The following is a 25,906-nucleotide window of genomic DNA, read 5'->3' on the forward strand; positions in this document are numbered from 1 at the left end:
AACTGCCTGGCCGTTCACTAAGAAGCTCAGGAAAGCCTTCGCTCCTAAGTGACCGCCGGCAGTGGATCTTCGGACGCACTCCGTAGTCTGCGCAGATCCACCCAGTACCCCTGGCCCCAAGACCTCCTCCCTTGACCTGGCAGTGACTCACTTCACATTCACGGAAAACAGGCGGGGAAGGTCGAGAGTTGTACACTTTTCCTCTTGTTCCGCATTATTGTCCGCTTGATGTTTTGGATAAACTGCCAAAAACCTCCCCCTGGAACTCCCTATACCCAGATGAGAGGAATCCCGCGGCGGTGGGCGGGCTGGGTTGGGCGTGAGGGAGGCTTAAGGTCCGGGGACGGTTCCGCAGGAGTGAATAGAGAGTCTTAGGCAAAACCGGGATTCCCGCTGGAGATTTTTTCGGCAGTCAGGGCCGAAAAAAAGTGAGCATGGGCAGAGAATGCACATCAAGCATTCTTTGCACATACGAACGGTGCTCCGGCGGGGATTCCGGTTTTGTACGAGCATACACCCACAAGTTCCGTAGTCTATGGAGCAAGCCCTTACTGAAAAATCCCGGCATAGTCTAACGAGCAGATGGATAAGTATCTCTGGAGCTAATCATCTCTAATTTTTTCGAAAAGAAAACTTTTTTCGATATTTTTTTGTGAGATATAAAATTGGTTTAAATAATTTATGTTTTTTAACAAACTTTAAAGACTGCGTTAAATGTTTTACTCCAGTAAAAACAGCAAATGGGCAGACTTTTAAAAAATATAAAAATCTGCCCGTTAAAATTTAATTTAAAGTAATTTTGTCAATTCCAATCAATTTCGTCATAAGACACGGTGCCCTGTTCAGCAATACTCTTATTTGCCCGGTAAATTGCTTCGACTTCGTCTGGCATCGGCTTATCTTCTGGTACGAATCTTACCAGTACACGAAAAATCGTCTCCATGTCTTCTTCATCTATTAAGTCAATCAAGCCTTTTAGCATCTCTTTACTCATAATCATCACCTCTTATATTCTTTTATATACTTGTCCTCTGGGCAGCACATCTTTAATAATTATTGTATCCTCTTCAACGGAAAATAGTACTCTTAAATCCCCAACCCTCAGGCGATAGTCATGTATGTATCCCTGGAGCTTTTTCACATCTCCGGCCGGAAGCTTATCAATCGCCTGTTTGATTCTGGTTTTGGAAGGCTTATCCATTTTGCTGATATGTTTTGCGGCATCCTTTTCAAATATTATTTTCAACCTGTCACCTCCATTATGTCAGAAGTTTCTTTAATCACATTATATCGTTTTGCCAACTGAAATTCAACAAAAAGGACAGGGCACTTAGCGCAACGGCCCTGTCCTTATATAAATACGTTCCTTCAAGAAAATAGGTTTGCGAATGAAGCGAAGTTCCTATTTCAACTATAAACATTCAGAAATAATGATTTCAAAGCCTTTACCTTGCGACTGAGTGCATTAGGAGCTTTGGGAAGTTCTTTTGCAGAAGCACCCGGGCCAGCATACGCGCCAAGACCATCACCAATACTTTCGGCAATGGCATAGCCAAGAGTGGTAAATTCCATCATCCGGTAGGAGGCAGGTGATTTTACCTTGGTCTTTAGCTGGAGAGCATTTGCAACAACAGTCAGCACTCCTCCAAATATTTGGGGCAGGTCTTTCTTAAATTCGGCTTCTATTTTGCCGGATTCACTATAAATTTGTAAAGGAATAGTCTCTATAAAGACCGTTCTGCTAAAAACTTTCTTTTATATGTGACACCCCCAGTCACTCCTTGACAAAAAATAAGGTTTAAACTGGGTTTCAGCTTCTCCGTATTATCGAAAAAGGTTAGATAGTACTGTGCTAGTTACATTTGAAATCCATCTTTTTCATCTGAAAAATTTGATAGGCTACTGCCTTTTATAGGGTCTACCAAATCTTTAATTATTTTGCTTATAGTTGATATTCCTGTTCCATGCTCCCCTGATATATTCAAGATGGGTATTGGTACCCTGGAATGAAGCAACTTGCGATATAGACTAGTTCCAAAATCCCCTTAACCTTTGCCTTCTCTTTGAACAGCAAAAAGCCCTGTACCTACTATAAGATACAGGGTTTCGTACTGCGGGAGATGGGACTTGAACCCACACGAGCATACACCCACAAGATCCTTAGTCTTGCCTGTCTGCCAATTCCAGCACTCCCGCTTATCGCCTTGGCTTTACTGCCGAACGACAAGTGATATTATAGCATCCGGTTTATGTTTCGTCAACACCTTTTCAGAATTTTTTTCAACTTTTTTCCCCTTTTTTCCAGGCCTTAATTCTGTCAAGCTTTTCCTTTACTTCTTTTTCTTTCCCCTGGGATGTGGGCTGATAGTAACATCTGTCTTTCAGGGCATCCGGCAGGCACTGCATCCGGGACAATTTCTCCTTTGTATCATGGGCATACACATATCCTTCCCCATAGTGAAGTTCACGCATCAAACCTGTGGGAGCATTTCTAATCTGAAGAGGAACTGGTTCCGCAAGGTGATTCATGGCGTCTTTTTTACAGTCCTCATAGGCGGTATATAAAGCATTGGACTTCGGTGCCATGGACAGGTACACAACTGCATGGGTGAGATTCACATTGCATTCCGGCATTCCATTAAAATGGCATGCCTGGTAGACTGAAACTGCCAGATCCAGGGCATGGCTGTCAGCCATTCCCACATCTTCACTGGCAAAACGGATCAGACGCCTGGCCACATAAAGGGGATCCTCCCCTGCTTCCAGCATCCGCGCAAGCCAGTACACTGCCGCATCCGGATCACTGTTGCGCATAGATTTATGAAGCGCGGAGATTAGATTGTAGTGCTCCTCGCCATTCTTGTCATAGAGAAGTGATTTTCTGCTGATACACTGTTCCAAAGTTTCTGTGGTTACCCTGATTTTGTCCCGCTCAGTAATACCGTTTAGCACTGCCATTTCCAAAGTATTAAGAGCAGTGCGGGCGTCACCGTTGGCAAACCTGGCAATTGCTTTCAGGGACTGTTGTTCAATCTCTACCCTCATATCGCCAAACCCCTTGGGAGAAGACAGCGCATGCTGCAGAAGCTCTGTCAAATCACTCTCTGACAGAGCCTGAAGCACAAACACCTTACATCTAGACAGCAAAGCTCCGTTAATCTCAAAAGAAGGATTTTCTGTGGTCGCACCGATTAGTATAATGCTTCCCTTTTCTACATAGGGCAGAAACGCATCCTGCTGAGCTTTATTAAAACGATGGATCTCGTCAACAAACAGAAGGGTTCGAACCCCCATGCGGCGGCTCTGCTCTGCCTTGGCCATAACTTCTTTTATCTCTTTAATGCCGCTGGTTACTGCACTGAAGTTCACAAAATCTGCTTTGGTTCTTCCGGCAATTATACTTGCGAGTGTGGTTTTCCCCACACCGGGCGGTCCCCAGAAAATCATAGAAGAGACGATGTCCTGTTCTATGATTTGCCGCAGTATTTTCCCATTTCCCAACAGATGTTTCTGACCTACAAATTCCTCCAGGCTCTCTGGCCGAAGCCTGCTGGCCAACGGGTTGCTTCTTGCCCTGTCATCAAACAATGTCATCTGTTCCATATTTTATGCCCCCATATATTTTGCCTTTCTGTTCTGGCAATTCGCCCGCTTGCAGATGGAGCAGCTCACAAAGTCTTCCTCTGACGGGAACATAACTCCTGAGACTGATTTTGTGGGATACATCAGGGTTCCCCCGGTCAATTCCACACCTGTAAGTTCATTGACATCCCCTATCAGGGAGAACAGCTGGGCCTGCTGTCTGATGGGCCAGGTGTCTGCATTCCCGGATCCTGGATTCATGACTCCGAACTTTTTAATCCCATACTTTTCAGATAAACGGTTTCGAAACTGCTTTCGAGCCTCTACCAGAATCATCTCCTTGAGCATATCCAGCCAAAGATTCACAATGTAGTCATCCTCCCGGCGGCTCCACGCATCCACTTCTGTCCCACAGGTTGCTACGAAGGCAAAAACATTGTGAATGCCTTTTAGTTTGGCCGCAAGGGTAGGACTTTGGAATTCGGTATCCTCTATGGTTACTTTATCCCCGTTAATTTCCGTCACCTCACAGATTTTATACACTGCTTTCGGCTTTGCTATCCGAAGGGCCTCCTGCAGCTTTTCCCCCATCATTTCCACATCTTCCTGCTCCGACAGATGCAGCTTCTCCGACAGTGTTTCTATGGATATCTGTACTTGAAAATCATCCATCACAAAACGTTCCATTGGCATCCTCCTTTACGACTTCCTGTTCTTAGGCCTCACACGAATCATCTTACTGTGATTGTACTATTCCTCCGGCCGGTTTGCAATGGAAAACCATTTATTTTAGCAGCACCGAGGCATAGAATAGGACAACATTCAGAGCTCCGGCGATCCCCATAACCTTTATAGGGTTCATCTTCCTTTTTCTCAGCAAAATAATAGAAACCACAAAGATGGCTCCCCCGGACAGGCTCAGCGTCTCCAAGGAAATCCCCTTGCTGCTGTCGCTCCAAAGTGCCTGTACTAAAATGCCAAGGCCCGCAGAAGCAATCAGCGCCACCACTGCAGGCCTGAGTGCCTGCAGAATGGTCTGAAGCACTTCCAGCTCCCGGTATTTAAAATAAAAATACGCCAAAATCGACATGATAATACACGATGGGAGGATACAGCCCAGTGTGGCAATCACTGCCCCCAATACACCGCCCAGACGCAGACCTACAAAAGTGGCCGCATTAATGGCAATTGGTCCCGGAGTCATCTGTGAGATTGTCACCAGATCTGTGAATTCTCCCGCAGTAAGCCAGTGCTGAATGTGTACTACCTGACTTTGTATCAGGGGAAGGGCGGCATATCCCCCGCCGATGCTGAAAGCGCCTATCTGAAGAAAGCTGAGAAATAATTTTATATAAATCATTCTGTCCCATCCTTCCTCATATTCCACAGCCCCCGTATGGTTCCAATCCCCACACAGACCAGTATGATGATAATCACATTTATATGAAACACGTACGCACAGAGAAAAGCCCCTGCCATAATCAGCAGAGACACCACATTCTTCTCTCCCGCAATCTTAGCACCCAAATCAATCACCACATCTGCAATTACGGCTGCGACCCCCGCCTGCATTCCTTCCAGAACCAGACTAACCATCTTATTATCCCGGAATGCCGCATAAAACATAGAAACTACAGACAATACAAAAAACGGAGGCAGTACTGTCCCGGCAACTGCAGCCAGAGCCCCTCTGATCCCTGCAATTCTAAATCCTACGATGAGAGACCCATTCACCGCAATCGCACCGGGGGCCGACTGGGCCAGGGCAGTAAGGTCCAGCATCTCCTGCTCCTCCATCCAGTGGTATTCATCCACAAACTTCTTCTTCATCAAAGTAATAATGACATATCCCCCTCCGAACGTAAATGCACTCAGATAAAAGGTGGATAAAAATAACTTTCTTATAATTCCCTTTTCCATCTTTGAAAGCCTCCTCATCCATCAGTATACGTCCTGAAGGTTAATAAGTAAAATAATAATCTCCCATGAAACATATAAATATTTCCCTATTTCTACCAGACTATCCTGATTTCTGTGCCGCTACCTGGAATGCTGTCCATCTCGATACCGGCTCTATGAAACATTGCCCCGTGTTTTACGATGGAAAGCCCCAGCCCTGTACCTCCCACTTGTTTTGAGTGGCTTTTGTCTACCCGGTAAAAACGCTCGAATACTCTCTGCTGATCTGACTGGGGGATCCCAATGCCGTTGTCTTTGACTGCCAGAATGGTGTGTCCCTCCCGATTTTCTACGCGCACTTGTACATACCCGCCCTCCCGATTATAGATTATGCCGTTGATACAGAGGTTGTATATCATTTCATCCAGTATCTGGCGCACTCCGTTTACAGTTCTGGATTCTCCCAGCAGGGAGAGAGTAACTTTATGACCGGAGGCGGTTGCCTGCAGACGCTCCACTACTTCTTTTGCCACGGAATACAAATCTACTTCTTCTTTCTGCAGAGCGACCTGGTTCTCATCCAACTGGGACAGCTTTATGATATCACCTACCATGGTTATAAGCCTGGCAGTCTCTTTATAGATATTCTCGGCAAATCTGGGAATGTCCTCCTGTTTTACCAGGCCGTTTTTCATGATTTCAGCATATCCGGAGATCGATGTGAGAGGTGTCTTAAGCTCATGGGAGACATTTGCTGAGAATTCTCTGCGCATCTGCTCTCTCTGCTGTTTTTCTGTAACATCCATAATCACAATAACTGCACCTTTGATCTGCTTTTTGCTGGTCACAGGGTTCGCCATAATCTGGCAGTATTTCCCCTCTACCTGTATCTCCTGTTCGCTTGGATTGCCCTTGAGCGCTTCATCCACTACATTCTGCAGTCCCACACTGCGGTTAAATGTAAGAATATTTTGTTTCTCACCGATGGCCTGTTTCATTCCCAGGAGCTCCAGAGCACTGCTGTTGTAGGAAAGTACATTTCCATCCTGGTCAATAACCAAAAATCCTTCGCTCATATTTTCGGTCAGCGCGGTAAACTCTCTCTGTTTCACCTTCAGCTCCTCGATTTGAAGCTTAATAGTTTTGTTCTGCTTTTCCAGTCTGCCCAGCAAAGGGGCCAGCTCATCGTAAGTATCATTCTCTTCCGGTTTTTTCAGATTCAGTTCATTGATGGGCTGCACAATCTTTTTCGTCTGACGGGTAGCTATCAGCATGGTAATTGCAGATACTATAACACAGATGAGAAGAACCAGGGGAATAACCCGCAGGAGGCTGGCATAGACGCTGCTGCTGGTATTCGCCACCCGAAGCACCATACCGTTGTCCAGCTTCAGGGCATAATAATATGTCTCCTGCTGCAGCGTATCTGACACCCTGCTGCACCTCCCTGTGCCCTCTGTCAGGGCAGCCTGAATCTCAGGGCGCTTCCTGTGGTTTTCCAGTGACTGCGGATTATAGTAGCTGTCAAAAATAACCGTGCCATCACTGTTTACCAGGGTGATACGGTTTCTTCTGTTTACCTCCGGCTGGCTGAGGATCTCATCAAGATACTCCTCTCCCATCTGTTCCACGGCAGTTTTGATATATCCTGCCTCTGTTTCCACTTCACTCTTCATCTTCTCTACAAAGTCCCCGTAAAATACGCCCACAACAAAGATAGAAGTGACTAAGATAGCCAGTATGGAGATCACACACATATTCCCAAAGATTTTTTTTCTCATTATCTGGTTCCTCCTATCCGGTATCCCACACCCCGGACAGTCTCTATCATTTCTCCGCAGCTGCCCAGCTTCTGCCGAAGAGTACGGATATGTACATCGACCGTTCGTGTCTCCACATCAATGTCATATCCCCAGATACGGGAAAGAATCTTATCACGGGACAGCACAAACCCTTTGTTTTTCAGAAGATAACAGAGCAGTTCAAATTCCTTCAGGGTAAGTGTAACCTCTTTTCCGTCAGCCATAACCAGGTGCTTGTCAATATCCACAGATATGCTGCCGGCTTCCAATACATTCTCATCCTTTACCGGCTCCGTGCGGCGCAGGACTGCTTTTATCCGGGATACCAGCTCCATCATGCCAAACGGTTTTGGAATATAGTCATCCGCACCGCTGTCCAGTCCTACCACCTTGTCATATTCCGTGCCTTTTGCCGTGAGCATAATAACCGGAACCTTCTTTGTTGAAGTATTGCTCCGGAGCTTCTTCAGGATCTGGAGACCATCCTCATCAGGCAGCATAATATCCAGCAAAACCAGGGCCGGCATCTGCTTTTCTATTCCCTTCCAAAAGTCCTTTGCACACATAAATCCCACAGCCTCAAACCCTGTGCTGTGCAGCGTGTAAATTACCAGTTCCCGTATGCTGTCATCATCCTCTACCAAATAAATCATACGTTCCTCCATCCTAACCCTTTTCTCTAAAACTCATGCTTTCCGGTAATTGAAAATTCTACCCACTGGGCAATATTTTCTGCATGATCGCCGATTCGCTCAAAATATTTGGCAACCATAATAAGATCAAAGTAAAACTCTCCATTCTGGCTGTCTTTTACAACCAGTTCTATCAACTCACTTTTTACCTCCTGAAACAGATCATCCACCACATCATCATATCTGACCACCTCCTGAGCCATTTTCAGGTCCCGGTTTACATAGGAATCAATGCTCTCCGTAACCATCTTCGTAGTAGCCTTGGCCATGTCTCCGATGTGAATCTTGCTGGCATTTTGACGCACCTGGACATATTTAGAGATCTCTGCAATGTCAGCCGCCTGATCTCCGATGCGCTCCATATCAGAAATCATCTTAAGCGCAGAGGAAATCTGTCTCAGATCCCTGGCGACCGGCTGCTGCTGCAGAAGCAGCTTCATACACAGAGCCTCTATGTCACGCTCTTTCTGATTGATTTCATCCTCAATCCCCATAACCTCTGCCACGCACTCTTCATTTTTATCCACATTGAGCAGTGCCTCATTTGCCTTATTAATAGCTGATTCACACAGGGCGCCCATCTTGATTAATTCAATGTTCAGCTGTTCAAGCTGCTGTTCGAACCTGATTCTCATTATCCAAACCTCCCGGTAATATAGTCCTCTGTTTTCTTGTTATTCGGAACAGAAAATACCTGCTCTGTCTCCCCATACTCGATGACCTCTCCCAAAAGGAAAAAGACTGTTTTGTCTGAAATACGGGCCGCCTGCTGCATATTGTGTGTAACCATAATAATAGTATAATCTTTTTTCAATTCTATCGCAAGGTCTTCGATTTTTGAAGTCGAGATAGGATCTAAGGCCGAGGTAGGTTCATCCATCAGGAGTACCTCCGGCTCTACCGCAAGCGCCCTGGCGATGCAGAGACGCTGCTGCTGTCCTCCGGACATGCCCAGAGCACTTAACTTCAGCCGGTCTTTCACTTCCTCCCAGATGGCGGCATCTCTCAGGGACTTTTCCACAATATCGTCCAGTTTTGCCCTGGAATGAATTCCGTGGGTTCTGGGACCGTACGCAATATTGTCATAGATACTCATAGGGAAGGGATTCGGCTTCTGAAACACCATGCCCACTCGTTTGCGCAGATGATTCACGTTCATATCCCCGTAGATATCCTCCCCGTCCAACAACACCTTTCCCGTGATTCTGCATCCCTCCACCAAATCATTCATCCGGTTCAGAGATTTTAATAAGGTTGATTTGCCGCACCCGGAGGGCCCGATGAAGGCGGTTATTTCGTTGGGCGGCAGATTCAGATTCACATCCTTCAGGGCATGAAAATCATCATAATATAAATCCAGATTTGAAATCGTAAACTTATCCATGTCTTTATCCTTTCTTCACTTTCTTGGCCAGAGCACCAGACAGCCAGTTAATCAGCAGTACAATAATAAGGAGAACCACCGCCGTGGCATATGCCTGGTCGGTATAAAGGCCTTCACTGGACAAGGCATACATATGCACAGACAGCGTTCTCGTGGAAGACAGGAGGCTGCTTGGCACTTCAGCTACTGTTCCCGCCGTATACATAAGGGCCGCTGTCTCTCCCACAATTCTTCCGATGGCCAGAATGACTCCGGAAAGGATACCGGGAACTGCTGACGGAAGGACCACGACAAAGACTGTCCTGAGACGTCCGGCTCCCAGCCCAAAGCTCCCCTCCCGAAACGTATCGGGCACAGACCCCAGTGCTTCCTCTGTGGTTCTCATAATTACCGGCAAAATCATAATTGCCAGAGTAAATGCGCCCGCAAGAAGGGAATACCCCCATTTCAGTGTTGTCACAAAAAACAGCAGGCCGAAAAGTCCGTAAACAATAGATGGAATTCCCGTCAGCGTCTCAGCCGTCACACGCACAATTTCCACTAATTTATTGCCCCGCTTGGCATACTCTACCAGATAGATCGCGGCAAAAATTGCCAGAGGGCCTGCGATCAGCAGGGATAACAGTGTCATAAGTATGGTATTGATAAGTGCAGGAAGCAGAGAAACATTCTCCGTATTGTATGTCCATGCAAAAAGAGACGGCGTAAGGTTCGGTATCCCCTTTACCATAATGTATCCAATGAGAAAAAGAAGAGCACATACTGTTATCAGGGACGCCAGTGCCACTAAAATCAGCAGAAACAAGGACAGAGGACTGCTCCTATAAGCCTTTGCTTTTTGTTTCCAGGTTTGCTTATTCATTGCCTGCATTATTTCTGCCTCCTTTTGAGTAACGAGAATAATAGGTTGATAATCAGAATAAACACAAAGAGTACCACTGCCGTTGCAATGAGCGCTTCTCTGTGAAGATCCGCCGCATACCCCATCTCCAAAACAATATTGGCGGTCAGGGTTCTGACCCCTTCGAAGAGTCCTTTTGGCATCCGCGGCTGATTGCCTGCTATCATAATCACCGCCATGGTTTCTCCGATCGCTCTTCCAACTCCAAGTACAACCGCGGCCATAATACCTGACTTCGCTGCCGGAAACACCGTAAAAAATACGCTTCTCTCATGGGTTGCCCCCAGGGCAAGCGCTCCCTCATAATATTGGTCCGGCACAGCCCGGATTGCCGCCTCTGAAACACCGATCACTGTGGGGAGAATCATAATTCCCAGAAGAAGGGATGCCGTAAATATACTGCTGCCGTTGCCATTCAGTTCAAATGCCCTGCAGAACTGCCGCACAAGAGGTACCATTACCACCAGACCGAAAAAGCCATAGACAACTGAGGGGATTCCCGCCAGCAGATCCACAGCAGGCTTCATAAACCGGTACAGCCATTTTGGACAGAACTTAGCCATAAAAATTGCTGTCAGAATTCCGATGGGAACGCCTGCAATAATTGCTCCTGCCGTAACATAGATACTGCCCAGTATCATGGGAAAGATGCCGAAAAGATTATTGTTCGGCCTCCAGGTCTTACCCAGAAGGAATTCCCCGGCTCCGATTTTGCCTATGGCCGGAACCCCATTTGCAAAAAGAAAGATACAGATAAGGGCTACTGCCAGTATAGAAGCGCAGGCAGATATCAGGAAGATAATTTTCATTATTGTTTCTTTCATGTCTTTCATGTTTTACGCTCCTTCAACGCGAAAAAGGGCTGCAGCCTCTTGTTTCTGCCACAACTCTTTCGCCGTAAAATAATTACTGAATATCTCCCCAGGATGTTGTCTCACCTGTGTAAATAGCTTTTACCTGGTCACTGGTCATGTCTTCTGTTGAATTTTCTTTATTAACGATTACTGCAATGCCGTCCAGTGCAATCTGAGTTGCTTTCAGACCGCCGCCTGTTTCAGAGTCCTTCAGCTCTCTGGATGCCATTCCGATATCACAGATGCCATCCATGGCGGACTGCATACCTGTTGTTGAATCACTCTGCTGTACTTCAATTTCAGCTCCGGAATTTACTTTCAAATATGCCTCCTTCAGCGCTTCCATAACCGGGGTTACAGAGGAAGAGCCTGCAACTACAATTTTTCCTGACGGTTTGCTGCCGGCATATGCTTCAGCAGAATCGTTCACAGTGATATATCCGCTGTCCTCAACTACCTTTTGCCCTTCACTGCTTAAGATGAAGTCAACAAAATCCTGAGCCACTTCACTTAAGCCTTCCTTTACAGCAATATTAAAAGGACGGGAAATTTTGTAAGTACCGCTTTTAATGTTGTCTACCGTTGCCTCAGCCCCATCGATTTTTAATGCCTTGACAGTGTCATTCAGGGAACCCAGAGAAATATAACCGATGGCATCAGGATTTCCGGCCACACTTGTCATCATAACGCTTGTGCTGTTGGTAATTTCCGCATCCTGTGTGGTGTTGTCCACTTTTTCCCCGCTGTCATCTTTCTCTTCTACTCCAAACAGTTCAACAAACGCGCCCCTCGTACCTGAGCCGTCTTCTCTTGAAATAACGGTGATAGGATTGCTGTTACCAGACGTATCCTTCGCATCCGTATCGCCTGTGTTGTCTGTACCCTCAGTCTGTGTGTCACTGTTGGAATCTCCTGCGTTATCTCCGCAGCCTGCTAACATACCAAGGGTCATCGTTGCTGCCAAAAGTCCTGCTACTAATTTTTTCATCATAACCTTTTACTCCTTTTTTGTTTGCTTCACTTAATACATTTAGATAGTAACAATCCCTTGTAAAATCCAAAAGCCTGGGCATGTTAAATAAATGTAAAATGTAAAATCTGCCTCTCTTACTCATGATTCCCACAAAAGGCAAAGGATATGAGTTCCTCTCAGATTTTTTCCTGAAAAATGATTCACAGGTACATATTAAAGACTGCTGCATAAAATATTACGAAGGTTCTATTTTGCGAGGTACTTATGAATTATTCGCATATGCGCGCTATGCAGGATAATCGGGTGGATCGGGGCAGGCTTATGGTAACTGTCCAGTCATCCATCCGGAATCTGCCCATCACAAATGCTAAAGTAACCATCTCCTACTCCGGAGATCCCGAAAGCCCTATCGAAGAATTAACAACAGATGCAAACGGTCAGACACCTGAGATCGAGCTTCCGGCACCGCCGCTGGATTACAGTATGGCTCCCTCAGAGTATCAGCCCTATTCTGAATACACAGTGCAGATCAATGCTGACGGCTTTGAGCCCATCGACGTCTCAGGCACAGAGGTTCTCCCGGAAGCCGAGGCACTTCTCCCGGTTCGTATGCAGCCCACAGCTCCCGGAGAACAATTCCAGAACATCGTGATTCCGGCTCATACCCTGTATGGAGAATACCCTCCTAAGATCCCTGAGGATGAGATCAAGCCTACCAATGAATCAGGGGAGATTGTCCTGAGCAGGGTTGTGATTCCGGAATATGTTGTAGTGCACGACGGCGCCCCCAGTGATTCAACAGCAGCAAACTATTATATCCGTTACAGGGACTATATCAAAAATGTTGCATCCAGTGAGATATACGCTACCTGGCCGGATAATACGATACGTGCCAATGTTCTGGCCATTATGTCCTTTACCCTGAACCGTGTTTACACAGAGTGGTATCGGAATAAAGGGTATGATTTTACCATTACTTCATCCACCGCTTATGATCATAAATTTATGTACGGAAGAAATATTTTCAAGAGCATTTCTGATATTGTGGATGAATTATTCTCCAATTATCTCTCACGGCCGAATGTAAAACAGCCTATCCTGACACAGTACTGTGACGGACAGAGGGTCTCCTGTCCCAACTGGATGAGTCAGTGGGGCTCAAAATACCTGGGCGATCAGAATTATTCCGCCATTGAAATCCTCCGGCACTATTACGGCGATAATATGTACATTAACTCCGCCGAGGAGGTTTCAGGGGTTCCCGCCTCATGGCCCGGCTACAATCTGGATATAGGCGCCAGCGGAGACAAAGTACGCCAGATGCAGGAACAGCTTAATACCATCGGTGAAGTTTACACTGCGATTCCTTCCATCGCTGCTGACGGCATCTACGGGGAGGGCACACAGAATGCAGTCAGAGAATTCCAGAGCATTTTCGGTCTCCCTCAGACCGGAATCGTAGACTACCGCACCTGGTATAAGATACAGGAAATCTTTGTAGGTGTTACAAGAATTGCGGAACTTCAGTAGCCGCTGACGCAATAAGGGCCGGGAACCCATCGTTCCCGGCCCGCTTATCTGCCTTTTTATCATACCAGTTTAAATACCTTGTCTTTTTCTCCCTCCAGATAATAGCGAATATTTTCCATTGAGATCCTCTCACAGGCTTCAATGGAATCGTCCGAATAAAAAGCACTGTGGGGCGTAATAATCACATTCTCCCTGTTGGTAAGCCTGCTGGCTGCAAGGTCAGGCGATTCACTGTAAAGCACATCCAGACCAGCGCCTCTGACAAGACCCTTATCCAGTGCCTCCGCCAGATCCTCCTCATTGATCATGCCGCCTCTTGCCACATTAATGATAAAAGGATGCTTTTTCATTTTAGCGAAGGTATTTTTATTAAAAAAGCATTCATTCTCTTCCGTCATGTTCATATGGATGGTAATAATATCAGAGCTTCCCAGAAGGGTGTCGATATCGGTCAGCAATACCCCCATAGCATTGGCGGCTTCCGCCTCGATATAAGGATCGTATGCAATCACTTTCATCCCAAAGGCCTGCGCCCTTTTCGCCACGGCCCGGCCAATCTTTCCGAATCCTACAATTCCCAGAGTCTGGCCTTCAATCCGCCGGACCTCACGATCTTTTAAGCTCTCAATCTCCCATGCCTTATCCTGGTTTATTCTTCTTGTATGATAGGGAAACATCTTGCACAGTGCCAGCATAAGTGCCATAGCATGGTCTGCTACCTCCTGGGTACAGTATTCTCCCACCGCACATACAGCAATCCCCTTTGCCTTTGCATAATCAGAATCAACGAAATTCCAGCCTGTTGCCTGCACAGATATAATTCTGCACTTTTTCAAGTGATCAATCGCCGCTTTATCAAGAGGGGCAAACCCCGTCAAAACTGCATCTGCATCTTCTAAAGCCTCATAATATGCCTCCAGATGGTCTTCGTCATACACCGCAAATCCGATCTCTGCGCCGTCCGGCAGATACATCATCTCCGTTTTAATATCCCTGTTTCTGCTCTCAGGATACTCAGCAAATACAACCTTCATATCATCAACCTCCTTATACATTGTCATACGGTGTAGCCGTATGCCCGCCCGCAGGGCATGTGTCACGGGATGCCCTTTGGGTATACATTATCATACGGTGCAGCCGTATGCCCGCCCAATTATTCTGATGTAAAAGTAAATTTACTCTTGAAATTGGTCTGACCAATTGTTATAATATTATTATACACTATAACTGCCAAAACGTAAATACATTTTATCCTGTTATTTATTTAACTTTTTAAAAGGAGAGGAAAACATGGAATTCACAAAATCAACCACGAACTGCAACGAAGTATTCAGAAAAATTGAGCAGGATATTCTCACCGGAGAGCTGGAATGCGGGGACAAGCTTCCTACAGAGCGGGATATGGCCGCGTCCATGTCTCTGAGCCGCTCGTCTGTAAGGGAAGGACTGAAGGCACTGGAAATTATGGGGATCCTGGAAAGCCGCCAGGGAGGCGGCAACTATATCACCCAGCACCCGGAAAACACAATCAACAATACCCTCTGCATCATGTTTGCCTTAAGCAAAGGAAAGCTGGACGATCTTCTCCAGCTCCGCAAGGTTCTGGAAATGGAAGCATGTAAATATATCGTACGAAATGTCCCTGATCCTGCCATTCTGCAGCTAGAGGCCTCTATGGTTCCTCCCCAGGCCCACATGGAAAACGGCAAGGAACTATCTGTGGAGCTTCTCACAGCATACGACAGCAATTTTCACATGGCACTGCTTGATCTCTCCGACAATATTCTCTACAAATACCTGTATCAGACTCTTTTTGTTCTGATTCAGCAGTACTTTCAGGGGATGGCAGAGGTTACCTATGAGAAGGCGGAATACCAAAAAACTTACGAAGAGCACCTGGCAATCCTTACCGCTTTGAAGAAAAGGGATGAAAAACTGCTGGAGGAGATGATTGAGACGCATATCAGAATCGACGAGACTTACAGAGAATCTCTTCCCAGACACACAAAGATGGGGATCTCCATATAGGAGAACATCCGGCTATCCAGCATCCCGCCCGGAGAACCTTTTCCACTATACTAAAAAGGCAGCCGGGAGGCTTTATCTGCCTCCGGCTGCGCATAGCTGTGCATCCTGGTAAACTCAGAACAGTTTGCGGATATCATTAAACATTACAAATACCATCAATGCCATTAAAAGCATAAAACCTGCAAAGTGGACCATACCTTCCACGTTCCGGTTCAGTGCCTTGCCCCGGATTGCCTCGATAATCAGAAAGACAAGGCGTCCTCCGTCCAAAGCTGGAATCGGCAGCAGGTTCATGACTCCCAGGTTCGCAGACAGAAGAATGGCCCAGTAAATCATCTGCAGGGAAACCATCTTCGTCCCTTCCGGCTTTGCCTGATCGATGGAGTCACCGATGGCATTTACGATTCCCACTGGTCCGGAAAGGTCGTTCACTGTAAACTGCCCTTTAACAAGCATAAATAAGCTTTCCACTGTGGTACGAATCCAATACTTTACTTCTATGAAGCTATACTTCATAACCCCCAGGAAGTTCGTTTTCTCCCTCCCCAGGTTATAAGCGAACCCAAGAGAGATATTCTTATTCATCCTGGGAACTACAGAAACTTCCTTTTCTTTGCCGTCTCTCTCGTATCCGATGGTTACTCTCTGACTGCTGAGGGGATTTGCCTCCAGATACTTTACCAGCCCATTGGCATCCCCGATGGGGGTTCCGTCTATGCTGGTAATCACATCCCCGATCTGAAGTCCGGCTTCCTCCAAAGGAAGTCCTCTGGAAAGACTGGTTATCTCAGCCGGGCCGTCGGGCGTATAGCCGAAGCCAAGCATATACTTTTCCACACTCTCTGCCTGATAGCGGACTGACTGTTTTTTTCCGTCTCTGGTGTAGGTAAGGTTTATCTCGTCGCTGGTAAGTCCGTGCAGGGCAATGTACGTATCCATATCCCTGGCGATATCTACGCTGCGGCCCTCAAACTTTGTGATGATATCTCCGGCCTGAAGACCTGCCTCTGCCGCCGGGGAGCCCTCCGGCACTTCCATCACCTCCGCAGGATCATATCCCACCACACTGACAATAATCATAGCAAATGCAAACGCCATAAAAAAATTAAAGATTGGCCCCGCGGCTACCACAGCGATCCGTCCCCAGATCGGGGCATTGTTAAACGTATTCTCCCCCTGTTCATCTCCGTCTTCTCCTACCATAATACAGGAACCGCCAAAGGGCAGAAGCTTTACGGAATACCTGGTTTCCCCCTTCACTGTGCTGATCAAACGGGGGCCCATTCCCAAAGAAAACTCCACGACGCCAATGCCGTTTCTCTTTGCCAACAGAAAATGTCCCAATTCATGAAAAATTACGATGACGCTGAATACCAGCATTGCCACCAAAAGTTTTATGAGAAACGGCCCTGCGTTACTTACCATATGAAATATACTGCTCATAATTTACCACCTGCTTTCAATCCACTTGTATGTATCCTTTTCTATCTCCAATATTTCGTCTACAGTTGGATTGTTAACCACCTGATGCCTTCCCATAGATTCCTCAATAATATGGTAAATATCCAGAAAACCGATACTTCTCTTCAAGAATTTGCCCACTGCCATCTCATTGGCGGCATTAAATACTGTGGGCATAGACCCTCCCGCTTCAGAAGCCTCCATAGCCAGGGGCAGCCCCCGGAAAGTTTCTGTATCCGGCGCCTCAAAGGCAATGTCTGCCAGCTGGAAAAAGTCTAGGCGTTCCCCTCCCAGATACTTTCTGGCTCCCCCGTACAGGGCATACTGAATAGGCAGCCGCATATCAGGGGTTCCTAACTGAGCCATAATACTTCCATCCCGGAATTCAACCATAGAGTGTATCACGCTTTTGGGCTGTACCACTACCTGTATCCGGTCCAAGTCAACGCCAAACAGCCACTTTGCCTCCATAACCTCCAGGCCTTTATTGACCAGGGTCGCGGAGTCTATCGTTATCTTCCGGCCCATAGCCCAGTTGGGATGTTTCAGAGCATCCTCCACTTTTACATTTCTGAGTTCCTCTGTCTTCTTTCCCCGAAAGGGTCCGCCGGAGGCTGTGATCAAAAGTCTGCTCACGGTCCCTGTGTCCTCCCCGTTCAGACACTGAAAAATAGCACTGTGTTCACTGTCAACCGGAAGAATTCTCACACCCCGGGACTGTGCCAGAGGCATAATAATGTGGCCGGCGGTTACCAGCGTCTCTTTATTGGCAAGGGCAATATCCTTTCCCGCTTTTATTGCTTCTATTGTGGGCAGAATTCCTATCATCCCCACAATAGCTGTTACCAGAAGTTCCGTTCCCTCCAGGACAGATAATTCCAGCAGACCATCCATCCCGCTCACCACCCGGGTATCAGTATCGGCAACTCTAACTGCCAGCTCTTTTGCTTTTTCATCCTTCCATACAGCCGCCAGACGGGGATGAAATTCCCGTATCTGTTCTTCCAGAACCTTAATATTGCTGCCTGCACTCAAAGCCAGAACCTGTATATCCTGATTCCTGCGCACCACATCCAGCGTCTGTGTACCTATGGATCCTGTGGACCCCAAGATTGCTATTTTCTTCATATGCTTCCCTTCGCTATAACAGTACTGCCGCTAAAAAATAAATAAACGGCGATGTAAATATCACACTGTCGAACCGGTCCAGGATTCCCCCGTGCCCCGGTATCAGCGTACCATAATCCTTAATCTCACGGTTTCTTTTGATGGCAGAAGCCGCCAGATCCCCTACCATTGAGATCAGCGCGCCGACAGCTCCAATCACCGCATACATGGCAATATCACTGTGGACGGCAGCCCCATAGACGCCGCCGATAAGAGCCGCTCCAGCGACTCCGCCGACTCCGCCTTCTACCGACTTTTTCGGACTCAGGACAGGGGCCATCTTATGTTTTCCTATGAGCATCCCCACACAGTATGCGCAGGTATCGCTGCCCCAGGAACAGATAAAGATAAGCCATACTATAAACTTACCATCCTCCAGGTTCCTGGTCTGGTAGATATAAGAGAGCATTACCGCTACGTAAACAATGCCGAAGAATGCCGCCATAACCTGTTCCGCACGATACTTTGGATAGGCGAACACATAGACACACATAATTCCCACCAGCCCAAAAAGCAGGGCAGTCATCTCATACTTTGTCTGCCCCAGAAGTAAGGTGAGATAAAAAATCACTGCCCCTCCATAGCCTGCCAGTTCCAAGGCATTAAACCTATCTTCTCTCACACCCATGGCACGGTACAGCTCCTGCATCCCTATCAGAGAGATGCCCAGAAGTGTACAAAATAATACAAGATTTCCTGAAATAATTGTAATCAGAGCCAGAATCACCAGTACAATCCCGCTTAACAGCCGTGTCTTAAACATTATGACTCCTCCTTGACGCCTCCGTAGCGTCTGTCTCTACTATTATATTTCTCGATTGCCTGGATTAATTCATCTCTTCCAAAATCAGGCCACGGAACAGGAGTAAAATAAAACTCTGTGTAGGCCAGCTGCCACAGCAGAAAATTGGACAGCCGCTCTTCTCCGCTGGTGCGTATCATCAAATCCGGATCCGGCAGTCCTGCGGTATCCAGATAATTTGAGATCGTGTCCTCTGTAACAGTTTCCCACTCCAGTTTCCCCGCTTCCTGATCCCGCATCATTTTTTTTACCGCACGGGCGATCTCATCCCTGCTTCCATAGTTCAGGGCCAGCTGAAAATGAAGTTCATCGTAGTCCTTGGAGAACTCCTCCAATTCCCGGATACTCTCCTGAAGATCTGCGTCGAATGCAGACGGCTCCCCCAGGATACGGACTCTCATTTTATTCTTTTTTGCTATTTTAATGCATTTCTTGGTGTAATTCCGGAACAGCTTCATCAGTCCGTCAACTTCTTCTTTGGATCGTTTCCAATTTTCCGTGGAAAATGCATACACCGTCAGATATTTAATCCCCAGATCCTTTGCAATCCCGCAGATCTTCTCCAGATTTTCACAGCCCTTTACATGGCCGTAATTCCGGGGCATTCCTTTGGACTTTGCCCACCTTCCGTTGCCATCCAGTATGATGGCTACATGATTGGGAATATTCATCCTAAACTCCTCTCTACGCGCAAAGAGGCACGTGCCCATAAGATACTTATGGTAGTGTGCCCCTCTCCTGTCTTTCCTATCAATTATACAGTCAGGATTTCTTTTGACTTATCTTCTACAACTTTGTCAATATCTTTTCCAAACTTATCTGTGAGCTTCTGTACTTTTGACTCCAGCTCTTTGATCTCATCTTCAGAAACATCCTGTTTTGCCAGCTTTTTGTAAGCATCGTTGGCATCGCGGCGGATATTGCGGATGGCCACTTTACATGCCTCTCCTTTTTTCTTAACATCCTTTACTAATTCTTTTCTGCGCTCCTCTGTCAGCTCAGGGAGCACCAGGCGAATTACTTTTCCGTCATTGGTAGGGTTGATTCCCAGATCGGAAACAAGTATTGCTTTTTCAATAGCCTTTACCAGAGAGCCTTCCCAGGGCTGAATCTGAATCATTCTGGGTTCCGGCACGGTAACATTTGCCACCTGCTGAAGAGGAGTCGGCGTACCGTAATATTCCACCTGAATCTTGTCCAGGATATGCGGGTTGGCACGTCCTGCACGGATCGTTCCCAGCTCAGAGATTAAATTCTCCAGTGATTTCTGCATTTTGTTTTCGTATACCTGCACTCTTTCGTCCATATAAAGTTCCTCCTAAATCCTTTTATTTAATAAGCATTTGAATTCTATACCGTTACTCTTGTGCCGGAGCAGTTTCCATGGGCGGTATTCACAATACTGTTTTCTTCGCTCAGTCCGAATACCAGCATAGGCATATGGTTTTCCATGCACATAATAGATGCTGTCATATCCACAACAGCAAGCTTCTGGTCAATGACCTCCTGGATGGTTACTTCCTCATATTTTTTCGCGTTCGGATTAATCTTAGGATCGCTGTCATATACACCATCCACAGCCTTTGCCAAAAGAATGGTCTCTGCCTCAATCTCAATGGCACGAAGCACGGTAGCGGTATCTGTGGAGAAATATGGATGGCCTGTTCCCCCGGCAAAAAATACTACCATTCCTCTGTCAAAATATTTATTCGCCCTGTCCTTGGAAAATAATTTAGTAAAAGATCCGCAGGCAAATGGTGTCAGCACCTGAGTTTTTATTCCCACATAGCGGAAAATCTCGGATACATAGATACAGTTCATCACAGTAGCCAGCATGCCAATCTGATCTGCTTTGGTCCTGTCGATAGTCTCACTGGTTCGTCCTCTCCAGAAATTCCCGCCTCCGATGACGATTCCTATCTGGGTTCCCTCATCTGTCAATACCTTTACCTGTCTTGCTACTTCCATTACCGTAGCTTCATCAAACCCTGTCTTATTAGGACCTGCCAAAGCTTCTCCGCTTAACTTCAACAATACTCTCTTCATGAATTACACCTCAGTTATTTTTAAGTCTTGCCTTTCAGCATTCACAGAACATGGACCATGTTTGTCCCATGCCTACCGACATTATACCATAGAACTGCATAAAATCCATATTTTTTTTCTAGAGTTTCTGCCGCTGTGATCACCCGCATTTGCTGTATCCGCACTGGCGGCAGATGACGCAGCCTCCCTCATGCTCTAAGGATGCACCGCATTCCGGACAAAAATGCATATTTCCAGGGACTTCACCGGGTTCAGGAATCAGAGGATCTGCTGCCTTGCGCACTGTGCCTTTTCCGTCCTTTTCCGTCTTTACCACGATTTTGCTGGCAGGCGGTGCCCAGCGTCCTAACTTCACCTGCTCATTATAGACTTTTTCGATTACCCGTGCGATGGCATCCGGGCAGGAAGTACATTTTAACTTGGGCTGCCGGATCGTGGAAGGACAACGGATTCCCCGAAGCTGATTTACGATAGACTTTACATCAATACCGCTGCGCAGGGATATGGAAACCAGACGGGCAGTCGCCTCACTCTGGCTGGGGCAGCCTCCGGCTTTCCCGGTGTTGGTAAACACCTCACAGATTCCCTCATCGTCATAGTTTACAGTGATATAGAGATTGCCGCATCCGATCTGAACCTTTTCCGTAATCCCGGAGACAACCGCCGGGCGCAGCCGGGGAACTACTCTTCCTGCTATCTCTTCCTCTTCTCCGTCCTTTTTCACCTTGCCGATATTCAGTACCTGCTCATTGCGGCTGCCGTCTCTGTAGATCGTAACGCCCTTGCAGTCCAGCTTAAAGGCCTGGGTATAGACCTCTGCCACATCCTCTCTCGTGGCATAATTGCTGAAATTAACGGTTTTGGACACGGCATTATCCGTATATTTCTGGAAAGCAGCCTGCATGCGTACGTGATAGGAGGGGCTGATGTCATGGGTGGACACAAAGACTCTCCGCAGATCCTCAGGAAGCTCTTCTATATGGGCCACCGTACCTTCCTTTGCAATCTTCCGCATTAACTCTTCCGAATATAATCCTCTTCTCTCCAGTTCCTTTTTTAAGATGGGATTGACTTCCAGCAATTCTGTCCCATCCATTATATTTCTTATAAATACATAGCCGAAGATAGGCTCTACCCCGGACGAACAACCGGCAATGATGGAGAGCGTCCCTGTGGGAGCTATGGTTGTAATCGTCCCATTTCTCTGGGGCATGTCCTGGGGAAGGATACTTTCCTCAAAGAGCGGGAAAGCTCCCCGCTGTTCTGCCAGCTTCCGGCTGGCCTCACGGCCGCTTTCCGTGATACATTTCATTACCTTTTCTCCCAGTTCTACTGCTGCCTCTGAATTATACGGGATTCCCATCATCAGCAGGCAGTCTGCCCACCCCATAACGCCAAGCCCGATCTTTCTTGTCTGTTTTGTGGTGTAATCGATCTGTTCCAGAGGATATTTGTTCACATCAATCACGTTATCCAGGAAATGAACTGCCATTTTCACAGTATTTTTCAGCTTTTCCCAGTCAAATACATAGCCTGTTCTGCTCTCCTTCAGCATCTTTGTCAGGTTAACTGACCCGAGATTACAGCTCTCGTGGGGAAGCAGGGGCTGTTCTCCGCAGGGATTGGTCGATTCAATCTCCCCCTGCTTCGGGACTACATTGTCCCTGTTCAGGCGATCCAGGAAAATAATACCCGGCTCTCCGTTTCTCCATGCGGCATCCACAATCTTGTCAAATACCTTTCTGGCTCTGTATTTGCCGGCCACGGTACCGGTATGCGGCTCGATCAGACTGTACTCCCCGTCTGTCTCCACTGCCTGCATAAATGCCTCTGTGAGTCCTACAGAGATATTAAAATTCGTAATTTCTTTATTATCAGCTTTACAGTCAATAAATTTCAGGATGTCCGGGTGGTCAATTCTAAGAATCCCCATATTGGCACCCCTTCTGGATCCGCCCTGTTTTACCGCTTCTGTTGCCATATTAAATACCCGCATAAAGCTTATGGGACCGCTGGCCACCCCTCCTGTGGAATTGACCGTACTTCCCTCCGGACGGAGTCTGGAAAAGGAAAAGCCTGTCCCGCCTCCGCTCTTATGGATCAAAGCCGCCTGTTTGATCGCTTCAAAGATAGAGTCCATACTGTCCTCCACCGGAAGAACAAAGCAGGCAGACAGCTGCCCCAGAGGACGTCCTGCATTCATAAGGGTAGGGGAATTAGGCAAAAACTCCAGTTCCGTCATCATATGATAAAAGGCTGCCGCCGTGGCATCTACATCTGCATTTTCATCGTGGAGAAGATCTCCCCGGGCAATGGCATTGGCCACACGGTGGAACATTCCATCCACAGTTTCCATTGCCTCACCATTTTCATCTTTCATCAAATAGCGTTTTTCCAGTACCATTCTGGCATTCTTTGATATCTCCATTCATTTCCTCCTTTTCCGTGAAAAAGAACCGCTGCAGCTTTTTGCCTGTAGGCCTTTGACTGCAACAGTCCTTCTCTATGTTTCGTTCTGACATACCATATATTGTAGCATAGCTTCTAAAAATGTCAATACCTGGTAGTTTATGTCTGATATTATTTTAATGCCTGCACCATCTGTTCCAGGCGTTCGTCATACTCATCCATACCCGACAAAAGGGAGCGGAAGGGTTTGCTGCCGCAGGCCTCATCGTAGATTTGGAATCCATTTTTTCCCATGCGCTTTGACATATAGAGTGCCTGATCCGCTTTATGGAGCAGAACATCATAGGTGTCTCCGTCCTCAGGATAGCGGGAGGCTCCGATACTCACAGACACATGACAGCCGTCCACATTCTGCCTCAGACTTTCGCACATCTGCTCCAGCTTTCTCTCCAGGGCTTCTCTCGCAGAAATTTCCCTGAAAAATACGATAAACTCGTCCCCGCCGATTCGTCCTATATAGTCTGTTTCCCTGAGTATGCTCCTCAGGACTCCAGCCACCCGCTTGAGAACCTCATCTCCGAACATATGACCGTAGCTGTCATTTACTGTCTTGAAATTATCCAGATCAATGAACCCGATAGCCCCCGCATGAATCTGCCTGGTTCTCAGAAGATGGGATACTTTCTTCTGCATTGCCTGCCTGTTTAAAATCCCGGTGAGCGGATCACTGTCGGCGGCCTTCTGCAGCTGCAGGTTCCTCTTTTTCTGCTTCTGGATATTTATCAGTTTTCCCATATAGCCGATACACACCCTCTCAAAGCCAGTATCCCAGATAGGATAGAGATATACCTCATACCATTCATAGCCCTTTTCTTCCAGATCAATCTGCATCTCCAGCCTGCAGTCCGGCTTATCTTCTGATATTTCTTTTATCTTTTCATAAAGTCTGGGAATATCTTCCTTCAGAATCAGCTGCTCTTTGGCGCTTCCCCTCCAGAAATTCTCAAAGCCGGCATCCCGCCCGGTCAGCACCTGGTACTGATCCGAAAATATTAGTTTGTCTGACTTGATATTATACTCAAATAAAATCTCTCCGGAAAGCTCAGAAAGAATTCTGTATTTCTGCCTCTCTAATTCCAGCAGGCGAAGAGTTCTGGTTGACAGCTCATACTCGTTGTCCTGGTGGCTGTCCTGCTCCGGTATAATGATACCGCTGTCCTCAGCTGTCAGATTCTTTTCCTCTGACTCCCTGCGTATTCCCTCCTCAAACTTGGATACCACTTTGAGAAAGCAGTCCAGCATAAGGGGGTTGAACACTCCGCATTCCCCATCCTTTATCATCTGAATCGCCTTCTTGGAGGGATAGGCATCTTTGTACACCCGTTTGCTGGTCAGAGCATCATACACGTCTACGATAGACACTGCCTGGGCCCAGATGGGAATCTCATCTCCCTTCAGTCCGTCAGGGTAGCCGTTTCCGTCCCATCTCTCATGATGATAGCGGCAAATGTCATAACAGTAGTCATAGTAGGCCAGACTCTGCACCGTAGCCAGCTTTTCTAAAATCTCACACCCTTTCAGGGTATGTGTTTTCATTATCTCGAACTCTTCTTTTGTCAGCTTGCCCGGTTTGTTTAATATCTGATCGGGAATTGCTATTTTACCGATGTCATGCATGGCTGCTGCTTCGGAAATACTTTCTATCTTTTCTTCATTCAGGGCATACTGCCTGTGTCTGCGGGAGAACTCTTTCAGAAGGATCTTGGTAAGTGTACGTATATTATAGATATGCTGCACCGACTCTGTGTTTTTAAACTCGATCACGGCACTGAGGGTATCAATCATCTGGGCGCTGTTTTCTCTGAGCTTCTTGGACTGACGCCTGAGAATCTCTGTCTGTTCTTCTACCAGCCGCTCCAGTTTCTGCTTATAGGTATACTGTTCAATGATGTTGTGGATACGCTGGCGGATGATATTGGGGTTAAATGGCTTAGAGATGATATCGGTAGCCCCCATCTCGTATCCCTTCTGCATTACGCCGTCGGATGTCTCTACAGTAATCATAATTACCGGGATCCGTCCAATCCAGCCCTTCTGGCTCATCTTATCCAAAACACCGAACCCATCCAAAATAGGCATCACAATATCCAGAAGAACTACCTGTATGCTGTCGCTCTGTTCTTCCAGCACATCAATAGCCTCCTGGCCGTTTTCGGCCTCCAGCACTTCATATTCTTTGCAGAATAATTCACACAATATTGCCCGATTCAGTTCCAAGTCATCCACGATGAGAATCCTGGGTTTCCCTCTATGTAATTTCTCATCTGCAGTCATGCTTGACACCTCCTCTTTTACCCTTGTATCTGACGAATACAG

Annotated in this window: 25 protein-coding genes and 1 tRNA gene; 2 read left to right on the plus strand and 24 right to left on the minus strand. The window is 46.9% G+C overall.

The window, feature by feature from the left end; translation table 11 throughout:
- Positions 1 to 802: 802 nt before the first annotated feature.
- From BUA56_RS01000 to BUA56_RS01070, 15 genes are all read right to left on the minus strand, one after another.
- Positions 803 to 994: a hypothetical protein gene (locus BUA56_RS01000; RefSeq protein ID WP_072848339.1), complete on the minus strand. Its 192-nt coding sequence runs from the start codon at positions 992 to 994 to the stop codon at positions 803 to 805.
- A gap of 12 nt (positions 995 to 1,006) precedes the next feature.
- The gene (locus tag BUA56_RS01005) at positions 1,007 to 1,246 is read right to left on the minus strand and encodes a type II toxin-antitoxin system RelE family toxin (RefSeq protein ID WP_072848341.1); all 240 of its coding nucleotides are present in this window, start codon (positions 1,244 to 1,246) and stop codon (positions 1,007 to 1,009) included.
- Positions 1,247 to 1,407: 161 nt separating this feature from the next.
- Positions 1,408 to 1,641 (minus strand): hypothetical protein, encoded by a 234-nt coding sequence (locus BUA56_RS01010; protein ID WP_072848343.1) that lies wholly within the window; start codon positions 1,639 to 1,641, stop codon positions 1,408 to 1,410.
- A gap of 471 nt (positions 1,642 to 2,112) precedes the next feature.
- Positions 2,113 to 2,196: transfer RNA gene (locus BUA56_RS01015), tRNA-Leu, on the minus strand.
- Positions 2,197 to 2,280: 84 nt separating this feature from the next.
- Positions 2,281 to 3,603, minus strand: coding sequence for a replication-associated recombination protein A (locus tag BUA56_RS01020; RefSeq protein ID WP_072848345.1), 1,323 nt, complete (start codon positions 3,601 to 3,603; stop codon positions 2,281 to 2,283).
- 3 nt (positions 3,604 to 3,606) lie between these two features.
- Entirely contained in the window at positions 3,607 to 4,269 is a 663-nt protein-coding gene (locus tag BUA56_RS01025) for a vitamin B12 dependent-methionine synthase activation domain-containing protein (protein ID WP_084067539.1), read from the minus strand.
- A 97-nt stretch (positions 4,270 to 4,366) separates the two neighbouring features.
- Positions 4,367 to 4,942, minus strand: a complete 576-nt coding sequence (locus BUA56_RS01030) for a chromate transporter (RefSeq protein WP_072848349.1) — start codon at positions 4,940 to 4,942, stop codon at positions 4,367 to 4,369.
- Positions 4,939 to 5,502, minus strand: a complete 564-nt coding sequence (locus BUA56_RS01035; protein ID WP_072848351.1) for a chromate transporter — start codon at positions 5,500 to 5,502, stop codon at positions 4,939 to 4,941. The genes BUA56_RS01030 and BUA56_RS01035 overlap by 4 nt, the downstream gene beginning before the upstream one ends.
- Before the next feature lie 92 nt (positions 5,503 to 5,594).
- Positions 5,595 to 7,262: an ATP-binding protein gene (locus BUA56_RS01040; protein ID WP_072848352.1), complete on the minus strand. Its 1,668-nt coding sequence runs from the start codon at positions 7,260 to 7,262 to the stop codon at positions 5,595 to 5,597.
- Positions 7,262 to 7,936, minus strand: coding sequence for a winged helix-turn-helix domain-containing protein (locus BUA56_RS01045; protein WP_072848354.1), 675 nt, complete (start codon positions 7,934 to 7,936; stop codon positions 7,262 to 7,264). The genes BUA56_RS01040 and BUA56_RS01045 overlap by 1 nt, the downstream gene beginning before the upstream one ends.
- A gap of 26 nt (positions 7,937 to 7,962) precedes the next feature.
- Complete coding sequence (gene phoU, locus BUA56_RS01050; RefSeq protein ID WP_072848356.1) at positions 7,963 to 8,610, minus strand: phosphate signaling complex protein PhoU; 648 nt, start codon at positions 8,608 to 8,610, stop codon at positions 7,963 to 7,965.
- Positions 8,610 to 9,359: a phosphate ABC transporter ATP-binding protein PstB gene (gene pstB, locus BUA56_RS01055; protein WP_072848358.1), complete on the minus strand. Its 750-nt coding sequence runs from the start codon at positions 9,357 to 9,359 to the stop codon at positions 8,610 to 8,612. Before pstB ends, phoU begins: the two co-directional genes overlap by 1 nt.
- A 4-nt stretch (positions 9,360 to 9,363) precedes the next feature.
- Positions 9,364 to 10,230 carry a phosphate ABC transporter permease PstA gene (pstA, locus tag BUA56_RS01060; RefSeq protein WP_341443306.1) on the minus strand — a complete coding sequence of 289 codons (867 nt, stop codon included), beginning with the start codon at positions 10,228 to 10,230 and terminating at the stop codon, positions 9,364 to 9,366.
- Entirely contained in the window at positions 10,230 to 11,093 is an 864-nt protein-coding gene (gene pstC / locus BUA56_RS01065) for a phosphate ABC transporter permease subunit PstC (protein ID WP_072848359.1), read from the minus strand. Before pstC ends, pstA begins: the two co-directional genes overlap by 1 nt.
- 73 nt (positions 11,094 to 11,166) lie before the next feature.
- On the minus strand, positions 11,167 to 12,105 hold the full coding sequence (locus tag BUA56_RS01070) for a substrate-binding domain-containing protein (RefSeq protein WP_072848361.1): 939 nt from the start codon (positions 12,103 to 12,105) through the stop codon (positions 11,167 to 11,169).
- Between the two features lie 246 nt (positions 12,106 to 12,351).
- Between BUA56_RS01070 and BUA56_RS01075 the strand changes: the two genes are divergently transcribed.
- Entirely contained in the window at positions 12,352 to 13,617 is a 1,266-nt protein-coding gene (locus tag BUA56_RS01075; protein ID WP_072848363.1) for a peptidoglycan-binding domain-containing protein, read from the plus strand.
- A gap of 59 nt (positions 13,618 to 13,676) precedes the next feature.
- Here the strand turns inward: BUA56_RS01075 and BUA56_RS01080 are convergent, their stop codons facing one another.
- Complete coding sequence (locus BUA56_RS01080) at positions 13,677 to 14,651, minus strand: C-terminal binding protein (RefSeq protein ID WP_072848364.1); 975 nt, start codon at positions 14,649 to 14,651, stop codon at positions 13,677 to 13,679.
- 256 nt (positions 14,652 to 14,907) lie between these two features.
- On the opposite strand from BUA56_RS01080, the gene BUA56_RS01085 reads away from it, so the two are divergent.
- Positions 14,908 to 15,645: a FadR/GntR family transcriptional regulator gene (locus BUA56_RS01085; protein WP_072848366.1), complete on the plus strand. Its 738-nt coding sequence runs from the start codon at positions 14,908 to 14,910 to the stop codon at positions 15,643 to 15,645.
- A gap of 114 nt (positions 15,646 to 15,759) precedes the next feature.
- Here BUA56_RS01085 and rseP read toward each other — a convergent pair whose 3' ends face one another.
- The 8 genes from rseP to BUA56_RS01125 all read right to left on the minus strand — a co-directional run bounded on the left by rseP (position 15,760) and on the right by BUA56_RS01125 (position 25,864).
- Positions 15,760 to 17,088: an RIP metalloprotease RseP gene (rseP, locus tag BUA56_RS01090; RefSeq protein WP_084067542.1), complete on the minus strand. Its 1,329-nt coding sequence runs from the start codon at positions 17,086 to 17,088 to the stop codon at positions 15,760 to 15,762.
- 3 nt (positions 17,089 to 17,091) lie between these two features.
- The gene (locus BUA56_RS01095; protein ID WP_072848367.1) at positions 17,092 to 18,234 is read right to left on the minus strand and encodes a 1-deoxy-D-xylulose-5-phosphate reductoisomerase; all 1,143 of its coding nucleotides are present in this window, start codon (positions 18,232 to 18,234) and stop codon (positions 17,092 to 17,094) included.
- 13 nt (positions 18,235 to 18,247) lie between these two features.
- Positions 18,248 to 19,036 carry a phosphatidate cytidylyltransferase gene (locus tag BUA56_RS01100; protein ID WP_072848369.1) on the minus strand — a complete coding sequence of 263 codons (789 nt, stop codon included), beginning with the start codon at positions 19,034 to 19,036 and terminating at the stop codon, positions 18,248 to 18,250.
- On the minus strand, positions 19,036 to 19,746 hold the full coding sequence (locus tag BUA56_RS01105; RefSeq protein ID WP_072848371.1) for an isoprenyl transferase: 711 nt from the start codon (positions 19,744 to 19,746) through the stop codon (positions 19,036 to 19,038). Before BUA56_RS01105 ends, BUA56_RS01100 begins: the two co-directional genes overlap by 1 nt.
- An 83-nt stretch (positions 19,747 to 19,829) precedes the next feature.
- Positions 19,830 to 20,381 carry a ribosome recycling factor gene (frr, locus tag BUA56_RS01110; protein ID WP_072848373.1) on the minus strand — a complete coding sequence of 184 codons (552 nt, stop codon included), beginning with the start codon at positions 20,379 to 20,381 and terminating at the stop codon, positions 19,830 to 19,832.
- A 44-nt stretch (positions 20,382 to 20,425) separates the two neighbouring features.
- Positions 20,426 to 21,121: a UMP kinase gene (pyrH, locus tag BUA56_RS01115; protein WP_072848374.1), complete on the minus strand. Its 696-nt coding sequence runs from the start codon at positions 21,119 to 21,121 to the stop codon at positions 20,426 to 20,428.
- A gap of 139 nt (positions 21,122 to 21,260) precedes the next feature.
- Positions 21,261 to 23,549 (minus strand): vitamin B12-dependent ribonucleotide reductase, encoded by a 2,289-nt coding sequence (locus BUA56_RS01120; protein ID WP_072848376.1) that lies wholly within the window; start codon positions 23,547 to 23,549, stop codon positions 21,261 to 21,263.
- Positions 23,550 to 23,701: 152 nt separating this feature from the next.
- Positions 23,702 to 25,864: a GGDEF/HDGYP domain-containing response regulator gene (locus BUA56_RS01125; protein WP_072848377.1), complete on the minus strand. Its 2,163-nt coding sequence runs from the start codon at positions 25,862 to 25,864 to the stop codon at positions 23,702 to 23,704.
- Between the last annotated feature and the right edge of the window lie 42 nt (positions 25,865 to 25,906).

The organism is Lactonifactor longoviformis DSM 17459, assembly GCF_900129135.1.
GTDB classification, from domain to species: Bacteria; Bacillota; Clostridia; order Lachnospirales; family Lachnospiraceae; genus Lactonifactor; species Lactonifactor longoviformis.